14 protein-coding genes are annotated in these 17,807 nt (G+C 41.7%); all 14 read left to right on the top strand.

Annotated elements, in window-relative coordinates; genetic code table 11:
• Window positions 1-3: 3 nt before the first annotated feature.
• Window positions 4-1,410 carry a 3-isopropylmalate dehydratase large subunit gene (gene leuC, locus A4245_RS14140; protein ID WP_067729018.1) on the top strand — a complete coding sequence of 469 codons (1,407 nt, stop codon included), beginning with the start codon at window positions 4-6 and terminating at the stop codon, window positions 1,408-1,410.
• Window positions 1,411-1,423: 13 nt separating this feature from the next.
• The gene (gene leuD, locus A4245_RS14135) at window positions 1,424-2,008 is read left to right on the top strand and encodes a 3-isopropylmalate dehydratase small subunit (protein ID WP_067729016.1); all 585 of its coding nucleotides are present in this window, start codon (window positions 1,424-1,426) and stop codon (window positions 2,006-2,008) included.
• Window positions 2,009-2,077: 69 nt separating this feature from the next.
• Entirely contained in the window at window positions 2,078-3,046 is a 969-nt protein-coding gene (gene ilvA, locus A4245_RS14130; protein ID WP_067729014.1) for a threonine ammonia-lyase, read from the top strand.
• 792 nt (window positions 3,047-3,838) lie between these two features.
• Window positions 3,839-4,849, top strand: a complete 1,011-nt coding sequence (locus tag A4245_RS14125; RefSeq protein ID WP_067729013.1) for an ABC transporter ATP-binding protein — start codon at window positions 3,839-3,841, stop codon at window positions 4,847-4,849.
• Window positions 4,836-5,768: an ABC transporter ATP-binding protein gene (locus A4245_RS14120; RefSeq protein ID WP_067729010.1), complete on the top strand. Its 933-nt coding sequence runs from the start codon at window positions 4,836-4,838 to the stop codon at window positions 5,766-5,768. The genes A4245_RS14125 and A4245_RS14120 overlap by 14 nt, the downstream gene beginning before the upstream one ends.
• Window positions 5,769-5,775: 7 nt before the next feature.
• Window positions 5,776-6,738, top strand: coding sequence for an oligopeptide ABC transporter permease (opp4B, locus tag A4245_RS14115; RefSeq protein ID WP_067729006.1), 963 nt, complete (start codon window positions 5,776-5,778; stop codon window positions 6,736-6,738).
• Window positions 6,739-6,766: 28 nt separating this feature from the next.
• Window positions 6,767-7,663, top strand: coding sequence for an ABC transporter permease (locus A4245_RS14110; protein WP_067729003.1), 897 nt, complete (start codon window positions 6,767-6,769; stop codon window positions 7,661-7,663).
• A gap of 151 nt (window positions 7,664-7,814) precedes the next feature.
• Window positions 7,815-9,674: an oligopeptide ABC transporter substrate-binding protein gene (gene opp4A, locus A4245_RS14105; RefSeq protein WP_067729002.1), complete on the top strand. Its 1,860-nt coding sequence runs from the start codon at window positions 7,815-7,817 to the stop codon at window positions 9,672-9,674.
• 115 nt (window positions 9,675-9,789) lie between these two features.
• On the top strand, window positions 9,790-10,467 hold the full coding sequence (gene rpiA / locus A4245_RS14100; RefSeq protein WP_324609862.1) for a ribose-5-phosphate isomerase RpiA: 678 nt from the start codon (window positions 9,790-9,792) through the stop codon (window positions 10,465-10,467).
• 86 nt (window positions 10,468-10,553) lie between these two features.
• Window positions 10,554-11,681 (top strand): glycerate kinase, encoded by a 1,128-nt coding sequence (locus tag A4245_RS14095; protein WP_067728997.1) that lies wholly within the window; start codon window positions 10,554-10,556, stop codon window positions 11,679-11,681.
• 198 nt (window positions 11,682-11,879) lie between these two features.
• Window positions 11,880-13,724 (top strand): asparagine synthase (glutamine-hydrolyzing), encoded by a 1,845-nt coding sequence (gene asnB, locus A4245_RS14090; RefSeq protein ID WP_067728995.1) that lies wholly within the window; start codon window positions 11,880-11,882, stop codon window positions 13,722-13,724.
• 250 nt (window positions 13,725-13,974) lie between these two features.
• Window positions 13,975-14,256 (top strand): YciI family protein, encoded by a 282-nt coding sequence (locus A4245_RS14085; protein ID WP_067728993.1) that lies wholly within the window; start codon window positions 13,975-13,977, stop codon window positions 14,254-14,256.
• 285 nt (window positions 14,257-14,541) lie between these two features.
• On the top strand, window positions 14,542-16,035 hold the full coding sequence (gene glpK, locus A4245_RS14080; protein WP_067728992.1) for a glycerol kinase GlpK: 1,494 nt from the start codon (window positions 14,542-14,544) through the stop codon (window positions 16,033-16,035).
• Between the two features lie 125 nt (window positions 16,036-16,160).
• Window positions 16,161-17,771: a gamma-glutamyltransferase gene (gene ggt, locus A4245_RS14075; RefSeq protein WP_067728991.1), complete on the top strand. Its 1,611-nt coding sequence runs from the start codon at window positions 16,161-16,163 to the stop codon at window positions 17,769-17,771.
• Window positions 17,772-17,807 lie beyond the last annotated feature (36 nt).

Raw genomic sequence — 17,807 nt, 5'->3', positions numbered from 1 at the left:
TCAATGGGAAAACCGGAAACGATTATTGAAAAAATTTGGAACAAACATGTGGTACATCAGGAAGAGGGTAAGCCTGACTTGCTGTATATTGACCAGCATTTGGTGCATGAGGTAACTTCACCCCAGGCATTTGAAGGTCTACGCCTGGCGAATCGCAAGGTCCGTCGTCCGGATTTAACCTATGCAACAATGGATCATAATGTTCCAACCAAAAACAGAACTGTTATCAAGGATGAAATTTCCAAAAAACAGATGGAGACACTAAGAAAAAACTGTGAAGATTTCGGAATTAAATTGGCCGATATGTTTCATCCGGATCAAGGGATTGTTCATGTTATCGGCCCTCAACTTGGTTTGACACAGCCAGGTAAAACTATCGTCTGTGGTGACAGCCATACTTCCACGCATGGTGCATTTGGGGCACTTGCATTTGGTATCGGAACGAGTGAAGTGGAACATGTTCTTGCAACGCAAACGATTTGGCAGGAAAAACCGAAAACGCTGAATGTTAAAGTTGAAGGCAATCTTGGACCAGGGGTAACCGCAAAGGATTTGATTCTGGCGATTATTGCCAAGTTTGGTGTCCGATTCGGTACAGGGTATGTGATGGAGTATACAGGTGATGCAATCCGCAGCCTGTCGATGGAAGGTCGTATGACTATTTGTAATATGTCTATCGAGGCTGGTGCGAGGGCTGGGTTGATAAGCCCGGATCAGACGACAGTTGAGTATCTGGAAGGTAGAGAATATGTTCCGAAAGGGAAAGATTTTGAACGTGTGGCTGCCGAATGGTTGGATTTGGCTACTGACAATGGTGCTGAGTATGACAGAACAGTTGTCATCCATGCAGAAGAAATCGAACCACAGGTGACATGGGGAACAAACCCGGGGATGTGTGTTCCTGTTGGGGGAAGCACACCAAACTTGGATGAAGTGGAATATAAAGAGGATGTAAAACGTGCGCTAGATTACATGGGTCTCGAGGAAAATCAGCCGATTACTTCTATAGAAATAGATCATGTGTTCATTGGCTCGTGCACAAACTCCCGCTTAAGCGATTTGCAAAAGGCAGCATCCATCATTCAAGGCAGAAAAGTGAAAGATAACGTAAAGGCAATCGTTGTACCTGGTTCTTTCAGTGTGAAGCTTCAAGCGGAAAAACAAGGTTTGGATAAAATATTTACCGAAGCAGGATTTGAATGGCGTGATTCCGGGTGCAGCATGTGTCTTGGAATGAATGATGATATTGTTCCTCCGGGTGGCCGCTGTGCTTCTACCTCGAACCGGAACTTTGAAGGAAGACAGGGAAATGGCGCACGTACACACCTTGTAAGTCCTGAAATGGCTGCAGCAGCTGCTATAGAAGGACATTTCGTTGATGTACGTAAAATGTCTGGAGTATTAAACTAGGGGGTAGCATTTCATGGAGGCGATTCAGGAACATAAAGGCTTGGTCTATCCATTGGACCGTTCAAATATTGATACGGACCAGATCATACCAAAGCAATTTTTGAAACGAATAGAACGAACCGGATTTGGGCAATTTTTATTTTACAATTGGCGTTTTGATGATGATGGAAATCCAAGAGAGGATTTTGCTTTGAATCAACCGCCATATAAGGATGCTTCAATATTAATGGCTGGCGAGAATTTTGGTTGTGGTTCTTCGAGGGAACATGCACCATGGGCATTAACCGATTTTGGTTTTAAGGTCGTTATTGCTCCCAGTTTTGCAGATATTTTCTATAATAATGCATTGAAGAATGGGATTGTTCCTATTAAAATGAAAGAAGAACAATTAGACCAATGGATGCAAAAGGCCGAGAATTCAACTTTCGTATTGTCCATTGACTTGAAAAATCAGCACATTACAGATGATGAAGGGAATGTCATAAGTTTTGATATTCCGGAATACCATAAGGAAAAGCTTCTGAATGGCTGGGATGATATTGCGTTGACATTGCTTCAGGAAGATAAAATTACAGCATATGAGAATAATAGAATCTAATGTTTTAACCATTAAAGGAGAGTGACTTGTCTTGGGGATTGCTTAACGGGTGATAAGGTATACCATGCAATGAAGCGGCTTGCACCCATTGTTCATCGTACACCATTATTAACATCACATACGACAGATAATATAGTAGGTAAAAATGTATACTGCAAAATGGAAAACCAGCAAAAAACCGGTGCATTCAAGTTTCGAGGAGCAAGCTATAAACTGATGCAGCTAACGGAGGAGGAACTTTCCAAAGGGGTGATTACCGCTTCGGCAGGAAATCATGCCCAGGGAGTAGCGCATGCAGCGGCCAAGTTAGGGGTAAAAGCAACCATATTTATGGCTGAAGGTACCCCATTGGCAAAAGTAAATGCAACCCGTAATTATGGTGCGGAAGTGGTGCTTACAGGAGAAAGCTTCCAGGAAGCTTATCAGGCCTCCATCGAACATCAGTTAATTTCCGGAGCAACTTATATTCATCCCTTTGATGACTACGATATTATGGCAGGACAGGGAACAATTGCAATGGAAATGCTTCGCCAGGAAGACCGGATCGATACGATTCTCGTACCAATTGGCGGTGGCGGATTGATCAGTGGAATTGCTGTTGCAGCCAAGCATGTAAACAGGAATATGAAAGTTATCGGTGTTCAGGCAGAGGGCGCTACTGCAATGTATGAAAGCTTTCATACCAGCACTGTAAAGAGCCTATCAAAAGTTTCTACAATTGCTGAGGGAATTGCGGTGAAAGAACCTGGGAAGCTGACGTTGCCGATTATTCAGGAATATGTCGATGATATCATTACGGTAAAGGATGAAGAGATTGCTTCTGCCATTGTTTATATGCTGGAACGCAATAAAACATTGATGGAAGGCGCTGGAGCAGCTGCATTGGCAGCCTTATTTACCCACAATGACAAGATAAAATCACGGCATTGTGGAATCGTCGTAAGTGGTGGAAATCTGGATATTGGTACGATGTCCAATATTCAGCAACTTGCTGAAAGTGTAAATCCTATAAGAAAAAAAACCTTTGTGGCTTTGTAGATTAATATGAAAACCTCCCATTTTTTAAGAAGAAAAATGGGAGGTTTTTTTATTTTTGCATTGCCAAAAGCCATACAAATAACGCTCACTTTTCTCATAGGAAGAAAAAGGGGATTGAAGGGAGGGGCAGTATTCCCAAGGTTTGTATCAGAGTTGTGCATTAAAATAGAATAATAGAGCAATGTGCAAATGACAAAATACGATAATATCAAACAAGGATTTCCCAAATTGCGAAAAATTTTTTAAAAAAATATAAAATTTTCCATTTTGCTAAAGCCTTTTAAAATAAGGATTCTCCCTGTTTTTTAAATAATTAGCGTCATTTGTTTGAATACACTACTGTTAATTTTTATGAAAACGTATTGCTTTTATAAAAACCCTCAATTATAATTTATTCATATATTAAGTTTTATTTACGATTAGATTTCGGATGTTTCAATTTTTTTCTAGTAAAAAAATCCGGGAAATGATCGAGACTTGGAAGCAAAATACAGGAAATATGTAAATACAGAGCAAAAATAGGCAGTAGCAGCAAAACATATCCTATATTAAATTTTTAGAAAAATCACAAATCAGATATACTAGATTGATAAATTCATCTTTAATTTGGAACTATTCTCAAGAAGAATTTATTTATAGCCATAAATTTCAGAACGTTCAGTTATGGTAAAAAAACCCATAAAAAGTGCCTGTTATGGCGCCAACCGTTTTTCCTGATGAAAAATTGTAACCTTTCCAAAAATCGAGAAGGTATTCCATAGTCAACTAACTAAGATCTTTAGGGGGATTAATTTGGGTAACGAATTATTAGAAATTAAAAACCTAACTACATCATTCAGAATTGGTGACGAATACCACGCTGCTGTAGATGATGTGACATTAACTTTAAATAAAAATGAAGTTTTAGGTATTGTGGGTGAATCCGGTTCAGGTAAAAGTGCGCTCGCTTTTTCCATAATGGGTTTACACAATCGGGCAAAAATTGAGGGAAGCATCAAACTGAAAGATCAGGAACTTGTAAAACTCGCTCCTTCCAAAATGAACAATCTCCGTGGCGACGATTTGGCAATGATTTTTCAGGACCCACTTACAGCGCTGAATCCATTAATGGAAATTGGCGATCAAATTGCGGAAGCGTTACTGCTTCATAATTTAGATATGTCTTCGAAACAACGTAAGGCACGTGTAATTGAATTGTTAAACATGGTTGGAATCCCTCGTCCGGAGTATGTGTATGAACAATTTCCACATGAACTATCCGGGGGGATGAGACAGCGCGTTGTAATTGCAATCGCGATTGCCAACAAACCGGAGCTGTTAATTGCCGATGAGCCGACGACAGCATTGGATGTTACAATCCAAGCTCAAATTCTGGATCTGATAAGAAAGCTGAAGGAAGATATACATGCTGGAATTATCCTGATAACACATGATTTGGGTGTAGTCGCTGAGATGGCTGACAGGGTTGCTGTCATGTATGCAGGTCAAATTGTTGAAATTGCCGATGTTACGACATTGTTTGAGAATCCTTTGCATCCTTATACAAAATCACTCTTGAATTCCGTCCCTGCAGAGGGGCAGGACAAACTTCACGTTATCCAGGGAATTGTGCCATCATTGAAAAACCTCCCTCGTAAGGGTTGTCGTTTTGCAGCACGCATACCATGGATTGATGAGTCTGCACATGAAGAGAATCCTGTGTTGCATGAGGTTTCACAGGGTCACTTTGTGCGCTGTACGTGTCATGCACATTTTTACTTCCCTGAAGAGAGCAAGGAGGAACAAACAAATGGGATTTCTTGAAGTTGAAGATCTAAAGGTACACTTCCCGATCAAAGGTGGAATTTTTAATCGTACGGTAGATTATATTAAAGCAGTTGACGGTGTTACCTTTTCGGTTGAACAAGGGAAAACCTATGGTCTAGTTGGAGAATCTGGATCAGGAAAAACAACAACCGGAAGAGCGGTAATCGGGCTGAATGATATTACATCAGGCAAGGTTTTATTTGAAGGGACAGATATCACCTCCAAAAAAAGCAAGACAAAAAATGTCAGAAAAGATATTCAAATGATATTCCAGGACCCTTACTCTTCATTAAATCCAAGAAAACGGGTTATCGATATTGTTGCTGAGCCACTCCGTAATTACGAAAACCTTTCTAAAATTGAGGAAAGAAAGCGCATTCAAGAATTGATGGAAATGGTAGGGTTGAGCCCAGAAAGCATTTTAAAATACCCACATGAATTTTCAGGCGGACAAAGGCAGCGGATCGGTGTTGCCAGGGCTATCGCCTTAAAGCCAAAATTGATTATTGCCGATGAGCCCGTATCAGCACTCGATGTTTCGGTACAGGCCCAGGTTTTGAATTTTATGCAGGATATTCAAAAGGAATTAAACCTGACATATTTGTTCATCAGTCATGATCTTGGAATCGTAAAACATATGTGTGATGACATAGCGATCATGTATAAAGGCAGATATGTTGAACAGGGAACAAAGGAAGATATTTTCAATAATCCACAGCATATTTATACGAAGCGACTGATTGCTGCCATACCTGACATTAATCCGAGAAATCGTGCGGATCAATTTAAGTTCCGCCAAGAAGTACAGAAGGAATATGAGCATTCTTATGATGACTACTTTGACAGCGAGGGTCTAGCTTACGGATTGCAGCCCATATCTGATACTCATCTGGTTGCTCTTCCGGGGAAAGGTTGATAAGTATATGTGGAAATTCATAGTAAGACGACTTTTGATAACATTACCTCAAATTATACTATTAAGTGTTTTAGTGTTTCTCATGGCACAAATGATGCCAGGGGATGCTCTGACAGGCCAGGTTGATCCGAATGTCAGTCCTGAGATTAAGGAACAAATAAGGGAAAGATTGGGACTGAATAATCCATGGTATATCCAATATAGAGACTGGGTAGCCGGTATTTTGCAAGGTGATCTGGGCCAGTCGTTCCGATTTAAGATGGATGTTACGGAACTATTGAGTCAACGAATCGCTAATACGTTTTGGCTTTCATTAGTTACATTAATTTTCACTTATATCATTGCAGTGCCACTAGGTATTACAAGTGGACGTTATAATGATACATTATTGGATCAGGGAATTACTGGTTATACGTATTTAGGATTTGCAACACCATTGTTCATCTTTGCATTGTTTATGGTTTGGGTGTTTGGGTACCAGCTTGGATGGTTTCCGACGAGCGGAAGTGTTCAGCCAGGACTGACGCCAGGTACGATGGAGTATGTAATTAGCAAATTTAACCATTTACTGTTACCGGCTTTATCGATGGCATTAATTGCAACCGTTTCTACTGTGCAATATTTACGAAGTGAGATTGTCGATACGAAGCAGAAGGATTTTATTGTTACTGCCAGAGCAAAAGGAGCCTCTGAATCTCGGGTCTACAATAGACATATTCTAAGAAACTCATTATTACCGATTGCGGCATTTTTTGGATGGGAGATTACGTCTTTAATCTCGGGGACAATTTTTATCGAACAGATATTTGGCTATCCGGGCATGGGGGCTTTGTTCCTTGAAACAATTTTATTGCGTGATTATAGTGTTGTAACTGCCCTCGTTCTTTTATTCGGGATAGCTTCTATATTAGGAGCATTGTTATCCGATATAATTTTAAGCCTTGTGGACCCACGTATCCGGATTAAATAGAAACTCGATAGACTCTGAGGTGAAAATAATGGAAATCAATAACAGAATCGTGGAGGATCACATGAAAAGTCCATCAGCACTACGTGTCCTCTGGCGTGAACTTGTTCGAGATAAATTAGCACTCGTTTCTCTGATATTTTTAGTTTTAATTACAGTTGCGGTATTCGGTATTTCACTAGTATTAGACCAGCGTGAAATCGTTAAAGTAGATTTGTTCGCGATTAACGAGCCGCCTTCTGATGAGTTTATATTGGGAACAGATTATGGTGGTCGGGATGTGTTTGGTCAGTTGATCATAGGAACGAGAAATTCCTTGCTGATTGGCTTTCTCGTAACATTATTCAGCGGATTGATTGGGGTGACATTTGGTCTCGTTGCCGGGTATTTCGGTGGTCACATTGATAATATAATGATGCGTATTTTAGATTTTTTCCTAATATTACCGTTTATTATGATCGTTATCGTGTTTGTATCGTTAGTCCCAAGCTATAACACGCTGACATTCTCATTAATCATGACGGCCTTTTCGTGGATGGGAATAGCCAGGCTGATACGTTCAAAAGCGCTTCAGGAGAAAGAACTGGACTATGCTCAAGCCTCAAAAACACTTGGTTCATCAGATTTCAAGATTATTTTTACACAAGTGCTGCCGAATATAACATCACTTATCATTGTAACCATGACATTGAATTTGGCAGCAAACATTGGTTTGGAATCTGGGCTTTCTTTTCTAGGTTTCGGTTTTCCGGAGACAACCCCAAGTTTGGGGACTTTACTAAGCTATGCAAGAAATCCACAAACACTTGAATTCAGATGGTGGATTTGGGCACCGGCAGCAGTATTGATTTTAGTATTGATGCTTGCAGTAAGAAATGTTGGCGAAGCATTACGACGTGCAACCGATTCGCGTCAAAGAAGGGGTTAGCATGAATGCTTATGGCAGGTTTAAAGCAATACCCATGATTGGTACCTACATCAATATATATCCTTGTATTGGTGTTGAGTATATATCAATCAGTTGAAATGAACTGATTGCCAGAAGAAAAAGAAGTGATAAAAAAGGGGAGGTTATAAGGATGAAGAAAGTAAGTTTAAGTAAGCTTTTACTGGCTCTTATGTTAGTTTTCCTGCTAGTTTTAGCGGCATGCAGCGGTTCAGATGATGAACAGGAAGACACGGGTACTGATACAGAAACAGAAGAAGGTACAGAAGAAGGAGCAGAAGAAGAGGAAGAAGACACTGATGGTTTGTACTCGATCGATGATTTTAATGTCGATAAAACTAATGAAGGCGAAGCAATTGAAGGCGGTACACTAAATTATGGTTTAGTTTCCGATACGGTTTTTGAAGGTGTTTTAAACCGTGTATTTTATGAAGGTAATCCAGACTATGAAGTTCTAAAGTTTTTTGACGAGAACCTATTAGCAATAGATAATAACTTTAACTATACCCAAGACGGAGCGGCTGAGTGGGAATTGACAGAAAATGATGACGGTACTGTAACAGTAACTTTCATGATTCGTGATAATGTTAACTGGCATGATGGTGAACCTGTTACAGCGGAAGATTTAGCTTTTGCATATGAAGTTATTGGAAGTCCAGAGTATACTGGTGTACGTTATTACTACATTGAAGATGTTGTAGGAATGGAAGCATATAATGCCGGTGAAGCAGATGCAATCGAAGGGCTTGAAATTGTTGATGATAAGACGCTAAGTGTTACATTCACCAATGCAAACCCTTCACTACTTGCAAGTGGGCTGTGGACATCACCACTGCCAAAGCATATCTTTGAAGAGATTCCTATCGAAGAGATGGCAGAATCAGATGCGGTACGTGTTAACCCGATTGGATTTGGGCCATTTAAAGTAGAAACAATTACTCCTGGTGAGTCAGTGACATATAGTGCCAATGAAGATTACTGGCGAGGGGCGCCAAAGCTTGATGGTATTACACTTAAAGTTGTTGCACCACAAGTGGTAGCAAATGAGTTGGAAACAGGTGGCGTCGACGTTGTAGATAGTTTCCCAACTGATCAATATCCAGATGTTGAGGAAAACTTAACAAATGTCGAGTTCTTGGGACAAATTGATACAGCATATACCTATATCGGATTTAAGTTAGGTTCATGGGATGAAGAAGCTGGTGAAGTAGTACCGGATCCAAATGCGAAAATGGCAGATGTTAATTTGCGTCGTGCGATGTGGCATGCGGTTGATAATGATACAGTTGGTGAAAGGTTCTATAATGGACTTCGCTGGGCTGGTACAACTTTAATCATCCCTGCGTTCCCTGATTATCATGATCCGACAATTGAAACTCCAAGTTATGATCAAGAAGAAGCAAACCGTCTCTTAGATGAAGCTGGTTACGTTGATGTTGATGGAGATAACATTCGTGAAAACCCAGATGGTGAAGAGCTCGTTATAAATTTTGCATCGATGTCAGGTGGCGATGTAGCAGAGCCGATTGCAAACTATTACATTCAAGCATGGGAACAAGTAGGACTTAAGGTTGAACTTGTTGATGGACGTTTGATGGAATTCAACAGTTTCTATGACCGTGTAGAAGCAGACGATCCTGACATTGATATTTATCAAGGTGCTTGGGGTACTGGTACTGACGTAGACCAAAATGGTTTATACGGACGTTCCGCTGCTTATAACTATACACGTTATGCTAGTGAGGAAAACGATGAATTGCTAGCAAAAGGTGCCTCTCCGGAAGCGATGGATATTGATTATCGTGTCGATGTCTATAAAGAGTGGCAGCAACTAATGGTTGATGAGATTCCTGTTTTCCCAACTCTTTATCGTGCTGAGTTGGTACCGGTCAACAACCGTGTAACAGATTGGTCTATCCAAGCAGAGTGGATTTTGAATAATTCATTCCATGAGGTTGGAGTAACACAAGAAGATCCTGTATTACCAGAATAAAGGTATTTGGAAAAGGGCTCGCCTGACTAGCGAGTCCTTTTTTCATGACCTTTTCCATTTTGCTGACTCGGATCAATAAGCTATAATGGTGATAGAAAATGTAGGAGGGGATTGGGTGCTAAGTGAACAGGAAAAGATGAAAAAGGCGGTTGGAGAAAAGGCTGCAACGTTTGTGAAGGACGGAATGAAGGTAGGTCTCGGCTCTGGATCGACTGTCTATTGGATGATTCGGAAGCTTGGAGAGCTGGTGGAAAACGGTCTTGATGTGGAAGGAATCCCTTCATCAATGCAAACAGAACAATGGGCAAATGAGTTTGGAGTACCATTGACAGATTTTGCAAGAGTCAAAGAATTGGATATTACGATTGACGGTGCAGACGAAGTGGATGAGAATCTCCATTTGATCAAAGGTGGGGGTGCAGCCTTATTCAGGGAGAAAATAATTGCCCAAGCGGCGAGAAAATTGATTATTATCGTTGATTCATCAAAAATGGTAACAAATTTAGGGCAATATCCGTTGCCGATTGAAGTCCTTCCTTTTGCTTGGGAACGCACAGCAAATGAAATATCGAAGCTTGGTTGTTCTCCAGAGCTCAGAAAGAAGGATGGAGAAATTTTAATTACGGACAATGGAAACTACATACTTGATTGCCCATTTGATGTAATCACTGATCCAGCTATGTTAAACACGAATATAAAAGAAATTGCTGGAGTAGTGGAAACCGGGTTATTTATCGGAATGGCAGATAAAATCATTGTTGGTGATAGTGAGGAAATTAATATCGTCGGGTAGAACTATATTTAGTATTGAGAAGTGCTGCAAATGCGGTCTTCTTAAGTGTCTTGTTATGAAAGCGATATCATGATTGGGAGGCAGCTATGAAAATTGTCATCGCACCAGATTCATATAAAGGTAGCCTTACATCTATTGAGGCATCTAGCATAATGAAGAAAGCGATAATGGAGATTTACCCTGATGCCAATATACTTCCTAAACCGATGGCAGATGGCGGGGAAGGTACTTTGGAAGCACTGGTAACTGCTGCAAAGGCAGTTACTGTTACTACGACTTGCACAGGTCCATTGGGAGACCAAATCCCAACAGCCTATGGAATAATTGATGGGAACAATGCAGTTATTGAATACGCAAAAATTGCCGGACTTTTCCAGGTAGCCAAAAAAAGGCGCAATCCCGATGTCACAACCTCCTTTGGACTTGGCGAAATTATCTTGCACGCTTTGGATAAAGGATGTACAAAATTTATCATCGGTCTCGGAGGAAGCGCAACAAATGACGGAGGACTGGGAATGCTCCAAGCTTTAGGAATGAAGTCAATGGATTCTAGCAACTGTCTTACCGGCCCTTACGGCAAAGACTTGCTTCATATAAAAGATGTTGATTTTACAAACTTGGATAGTCGCTTATCCAAGGTCACTATTAAAGTGGCATGTGATGTTAATAATCCTCTTTGCGGCAACCGTGGGGCCAGTATAGTCTATGGGCCACAAAAAGGGGCAACTCGAGAACAGGTTGAAAAATATGACGAGGCTCTTGACTGCTATTCAAAATTGATAGAATCCAAGATTAATAGAACCATTAAAGAGATCCCTGGTGCAGGAGCTGCAGGAGGCTTAGGATTCGCTTTTCTCGTGATAGGTTCAGAACTTGTATCAGGTGCAGAACTTATCGGTAATACGATGAACTTGGAAACATCAATCAAAAATGCCGATTTCGTCATTACAGGTGAAGGGCAGAGTGATGAACAAACGCTGTACGGAAAAGCCCCTGGTTCTGTAGCATCTCTTGCGAAAAAATACAACGTGGCGGCGGTTCTTATTTCCGGAAGTTTAATGGGAGACAGCGAAGCGTTACGAGAAAGCTTCGCTGGTTGTTTTTCAATTATCAATAAACCAACTACATTGGAAGAGAGTATGGAAAAAGCAGGGCAGTTACTGTTTGAACAAACGAAACAAATTTTCCATCTGATTTCATCTGTCACAAAATAATAGATGATTTGTCAATGGTTGACACCTTGGAGAAGGATTAGCTCTCCCGAGGTGTTTTTTTCTTTGGAGCCAGGAAAGCATAAACTTACCGGGCTGTATACATCCAACGCACCCTAAGACTTGAAGGATTCACCTCGAGCCCACTTTTTGCATACGATGTGATGGAGACCTAGGTTGCATCAGAAAGGGTGATAGTTTTTGTGCGGAATTACAGGTTTTGTTGACTGGAACAGGAAGGCAGACACACAAAAGGAAGTATTGGAAAAAATGACGGAAACCTTGGCTTTGCGGGGTCCTGATGCAACACAATATTGGCTGAATGGGCATACGGGATTTGGACATAAGCGTCTATCGGTTGTTGATTTAGAAGGGGGAAAACAGCCGATGAGCAAGGAAGTGAATGGTAGTACTTATACAATTGTCTACAATGGAGAGTTATATAATACCGATGATTTAAGGAAAGTACTTCTGCAAAAAGGCTATCAATTTCATACTGCATCGGATACAGAAGTGTTACTGACCTCCTATATCGAATGGAAGGAAGACTGTGTAGACCATCTGAATGGAATCTTCTCATTCGGTATTTGGGACGAAGAAAAGAATCAGTTATATATGTCACGGGACCGTCTTGGTGTAAAACCATTATTTTTTTATGAAAAAGAAAGTCAATTTGTTTTTGGATCTGAGCTGAAGGCAATCCTGGCACATTCTGATGTGGATGCTGAAATCGACCGGGATGGGCTTTCGGAAATTTTTGGACTTGGACCTTCCAGAACTCCAGGGCATGGGTTGTTTAAAGGGATAAAAGAACTGCGTGCCGGACATTCATTAATTTTTTCAACAAATGGTCTGAAGGTTTGGCGCTATTGGAACATGGTCAGCAAGCCACATATAGATTCAATTGAGGAAACCTCTGAAAAGGTGAGGGAGTTATTTGTTGATGCGGTTCAGCGTCAATTAGTCGCGGATGTTCCAGTGTCCACCTTTTTATCCGGTGGTTTGGATTCCAGTGCGATCACCGCGATAGCTGCCAATTATTTTCAAGAAATCAATGGTCGATCATTAGCGACTTTTTCCATCGATTATGAAGGTAATGATGAGCATTTTCAGTCAAGCAAATTCCAGCCTTCCAGTGACAGGCCATGGATTGAAAAAATGGTGAAGGAGTTTAAAACAGATCATCACGATGAAATCATTCGGGGAGATCAGCTTGCAGCGCTATTAAAAGAAGCTGTTGATGTAAGGGATCAGCCGGGGCAGGCGGATATTGATTCTTCCTTATTATGGTTTTGCAGGCGTATTAAAGAAGATACTACCGTCGCATTGTCCGGCGAATGTGCGGATGAGATTTTCGGTGGGTATCCATGGTTTCATGATCCAATTGCGGCAGGAGATGGATTTCCATGGATGAGATCCCTTGATTCGCGGATCGATTTACTGCTCCCGGAATGGCGAAAGAAGCTGGACCTCAAATCGTATGTGCAGCAACGGTATGAGGAAACGGTAGCGGAAACACCCAAACTGGACGGTGAAGATCCGGAAGAAGCTAGACGAAGAGAAATTTTTTATTTGAATATCCAATGGTTTATGGCTCAATTGCTTGATCGTAAGGACCGGATGAGTATGGGAGCGAGCCTGGAAGTCCGTGTGCCGTATGCGGATCACCGACTTGTCGAATATGTATGGAATATTCCATGGAAGATGAAAAACCTGGAAGGCAGGGAAAAAGGCATTCTAAGAAAAGCAATGGAAGGGATCCTGCCAGATGAAATACTGTATCGGAAGAAAAGTCCATATCCACGGACGTTCCAGCCGAAGTATACCGAGCAAGTGGTTAAGTGGATGGAAGTAATCTTGGATGATCCCGATGCAAGACTCTTTGAATTTATGAAGCGAGCAAAGGTGGAAGCTATCGTAAAAAGTGCAGGAAAAGAGTTTAAAGATCCATGGTATGGTCAGCTCATGCGCGGACCACAGCTTATTGCCCACCTGTGCCAGATTGATTACTGGCTCAGGAAATATGATATTAAGGTTAGTGAATGATGCCTTTGTTGCAGTCCTGCCGGGATAGTGGCAGGGCTTTTGTTGTAGGTGGGATGGGAGAAGGTTTGAATTGGTATTTAATGTGTCGTAGGAGGGCGATATAAGCCATTGAGAAGAAATATCTTCCATAAGAGTGCAATATCAGTACCCGCATCTCAAAAAAGACAAATTTCGACAAAACCCGGGGAGTGACAGGCACCTCATGTAAGCGGTATAATGGGGTATATTGATAGAGGAGAGGATGTTACATATGAAATATTTTGCTGCGTTTTCACCGATGCTTGATGAGGGGAAAAGCCAGAAGTATCGTCAGGATCATTTGGATTATCTGGAGAATTTGGGAAAAGAAGGCAGAGTCTTCGCCAAAGGCCGTTTTGCGGATGGCACTGGTGGCATGGTTATCTATATTGCTGAAAATTATGATGAGGTCGAAGCTATTGTAAAAAATGATCCGTATGTTGTGCAGGGTGCAAGAGGTTATGAAATTTATGAGTGGGTCATGACGACCGATGCGGTATTACCGAAAAAATAAGAACAGTACGAACAACCAAAAACAGTCTGGAACCAATCCAGGCTGTTTTTCTATTAGAAGCCTGGCGAATGCCAAGTTTTCTGACCATAAAACTGCCCCAAAAGCCTGTAAGAAGGGAAATATAATCTTTAATAATTAAACCCGGAGAATCCGATTGGAAATGCCTGCTATAGGTCATTGCACCCGAGCGTCCGAAGAAATAATAGACGGAATAATTAAAAATAATCACTAAATAAAGTATAATAGAAACTAGTAATCTAGCACGACTTAAAAGGAGTTGCTATTATGGGGAAAAAGTACATTTTGTCGATTGATCAGGGTACAACAAGTTCCAGAGCAATTATTGTTAATCATGATGGCATGATTGTCGAGACAGCCCAACGAGAATTTGAACAATTCTTTCCACAGCCTGGTTGGGTTGAGCATGATGCGAATGAAATCTGGAATTCTGTGCTTGCATGTATTGCGGAAGTTTTAAGGAAATCGGATATTAACCCGGATCAGATAGCTGGAATCGGAATTACGAATCAGCGAGAAACGACAGTTGTATGGGATAAAACGACAGGAAAGCCAATCTACAAGGCGATTGTGTGGCAATCCCGCCAGACAGAGGGGATATGTAAGGAATTAAGGGAAAATGGGTATGAAGAATTGTTCCGCAATAAAACCGGTCTTCTGATTGATCCTTATTTTTCCGGCACAAAAGTAAAGTGGATACTGGACAATGTCGAAGGAGCAAGAGAAAAAGCCGATAACGGGGACCTCCTATTCGGCACAATCGATTCCTGGTTAGTGTACAAGTTTTCAGGTGGAACCACTCATATTACGGATTATTCCAATGCTTCAAGAACATTAATGTTTAACATTTACGATTTGAAGTGGGATGATGAACTGCTGGAGATCCTAACTGTTCCGAAAAGTATGCTTCCGGAAGTCCGCGATTCCTCGGAAATCTATACAGATACAAAGCCCTACCATTTCTTTGGTTACGAAGTTCCGATAGCAGGGATTGCAGGAGATCAGCAAGCGGCATTGTTTGGACAGGCGTGCTTTGAAAAAGGAATGGCCAAAAACACCTATGGAACAGGATGTTTTATGCTGATGAATACTGGTAAAACAGGTGTTGTATCTGAGAATGGATTGCTTACAACATTGGCCTGGGGAGTCAATGGGGAAGTGGAGTATGCTTTGGAAGGCAGTATTTTTGTGGCTGGGTCAGCGGTACAGTGGCTGCGGGATGGCTTAAAGCTGATAGAAAATGCACCACAGGCTGAAGTTTTTGCCTCAAAAGTGGATTCGACGGACGGTGTTTATATGGTACCCGCATTTGTCGGACTCGGTACACCGTACTGGGACAGCGATGCAAGAGGTGCCGTCTTTGGTCTCACCAGAGGTACCACAAATAATCACTTTATCCGGGCGACATTGGAAGCACTTGCATACCAGACAAAAGATGTCCTTGATGCCATGATTGCTGACTCTGGGATTGAATTGAAAACATTGCGGGTGGATGGTGGCGCAGTGAAAAATGATCTGCTGATGCAATTTCAGAGCGATATTCTATCGGTGCCTGTGGAAAGGCCAATCGTACAGGAGACGACAGCATTGGGGTCTGCATATTTGGCCGGCTTGGCTGTTGGCTATTGGAAGGACAAAGCGGAGATAGCAATGCAATGGAAGAATGAGAAAACCTTCACTCATAAAATGGAACAAGAAAAGCGAGATCAGTTGTATGCCGGCTGGCAGAAAGCTGTCGAGGCAACAAGAGTATTTAAATAGTTTGCTAGCAAGTGGGAGAAATTAGAGAGTGCTGTGAGTGATTTACAGCGACTGGGGAGAATTAAGCAGGTGTAATCTGTCTGACACCATAATAAATGGATCATACAAACAGAGGGGGAAATACAATGTTTCGTACAAATCAATCAAACCCATATCCTTTATCGCAAAAACCGGTCTATGCCAAAAACGGGATGGTGGCCACATCCCAGCCATTGGCTGCCCAGGCGGGATTGGAAATTTTAAAAAAAGGGGGAAATGCCATTGATGCTGCAATTACAACGGCTGCCTGTCTCACTGTAGTAGAACCTACATCAAATGGAATTGGCAGCGATGCCTTTGCCCTCGTTTGGACAAAAGGCAAGCTGCATGGACTGAATGGGAGTGGGAAATCTCCAAAACGTATTTCGATTAATGCTCTTAAAGAAAAAGGATTAGATGAAATTCCAACGCACGGATTAATTCCGGTTACGGTTCCAGGAGCACCGGGAACATGGGCAGAACTTTCCAAGCGGTTCGGAAAGTTACCATTTAAGGAGATTCTTGAGCCTGCGATTACATATGCAAGAGAAGGTTTTCCGATATCCCCTACACTCGGAAGGTATTGGGAAGCTTCCTATCGTTCCTTTAAAGAAAAGTTAACAGATGCAGCGTTTGAAAATTGGTTTAAAACGTTCGCTCCAGAGGGAAGAGCACCTGAAGTAGGGGAAGTCTGGTCATCTGAAGATCATGCAACTACCTTGGAGGAAATTGCGGACACGGGTGCAGAGTCATTTTACCGTGGAAGGCTCGCAGATAAAATAGCTGCTTTTTCATTAGAAAATGACGGTTTTCTGGCAAAAGAAGATTTGGAAGAGTATCAGCCTGAATGGGTCAATCCGATCCATGTTAATTATCGTGGGTACGATGTGTGGGAAATTCCTCCGAACGGTCAGGGGATTGTCGCGCTGCAGGCGTTGAATATTTTAAAAGGTTTTGAGTTTCAAACGAAAGATTCGGCGGATACATATCATAAACAGATTGAGGCAATTAAACTTGCTTATGCCGATGGTCTCAAGCATGTGACCGAAGAAAAATATATGAAACGATCTACAGAAGAAATTTTGAATGAATCCTACGCCAAGCAACGCAGAGCATTAATCGGAGATGAAGCACTTTTCCCTGAAGCAGGAGACCCGTCAGCAAGTGGTACGGTTTATTTGTCTGCTGCAGACAAGGAAGGAAATATGGTTTCTTTTATCCAAAGTAATTATATGGGATTTGGCTCAGGAATTGTTGTGCCAGGTACTGGGATTGCTTTACAGAACCGAGGGAATAATTTTTCGGTGGATCCCGCTCATGTGAATGCACTGGCAGGAGGGAAGAGAACGTTCCATACAATTATTCCTGGATTCCTTACAAAGGGTAAACAGCCTGTAGGTCCGTTTGGAGTAATGGGTGGCTTTATGCAGCCACAGGGACATGTACAGGTAGTGATGAACACGGTGGATTTCGAATTAAATCCGCAGGCGGCTCTTGATGCACCAAGGTGGCAATGGATGAAAGGGAAAACCGTAGAATTGGAAAATCGCTTCCCACATCATATTACCCAGGAATTGGCAGCTAAAGGTCACGATGTCAAAATACAGCATGAGCCGAATAGCTTCGGTCGTGGTCAGATTATATGGAGGAATCCCGAAACCGGTGTATTGGTCGGCGGGACAGAATCGAGAACAGATGGTACCGTAGCAGCTTGGTAATGACAGCTGACAGAATAAATGAAGAAGGTTTGTGAC

It is taken from the genome of Oceanobacillus damuensis, from assembly GCF_001618145.1.
Lineage (GTDB): Bacteria > Bacillota > Bacilli > Bacillales > Amphibacillaceae > Oceanobacillus > Oceanobacillus damuensis.
Note: the sequence above shows the minus strand (reverse complement) of the source record. Positions and strands in the feature narration are given on the sequence as shown.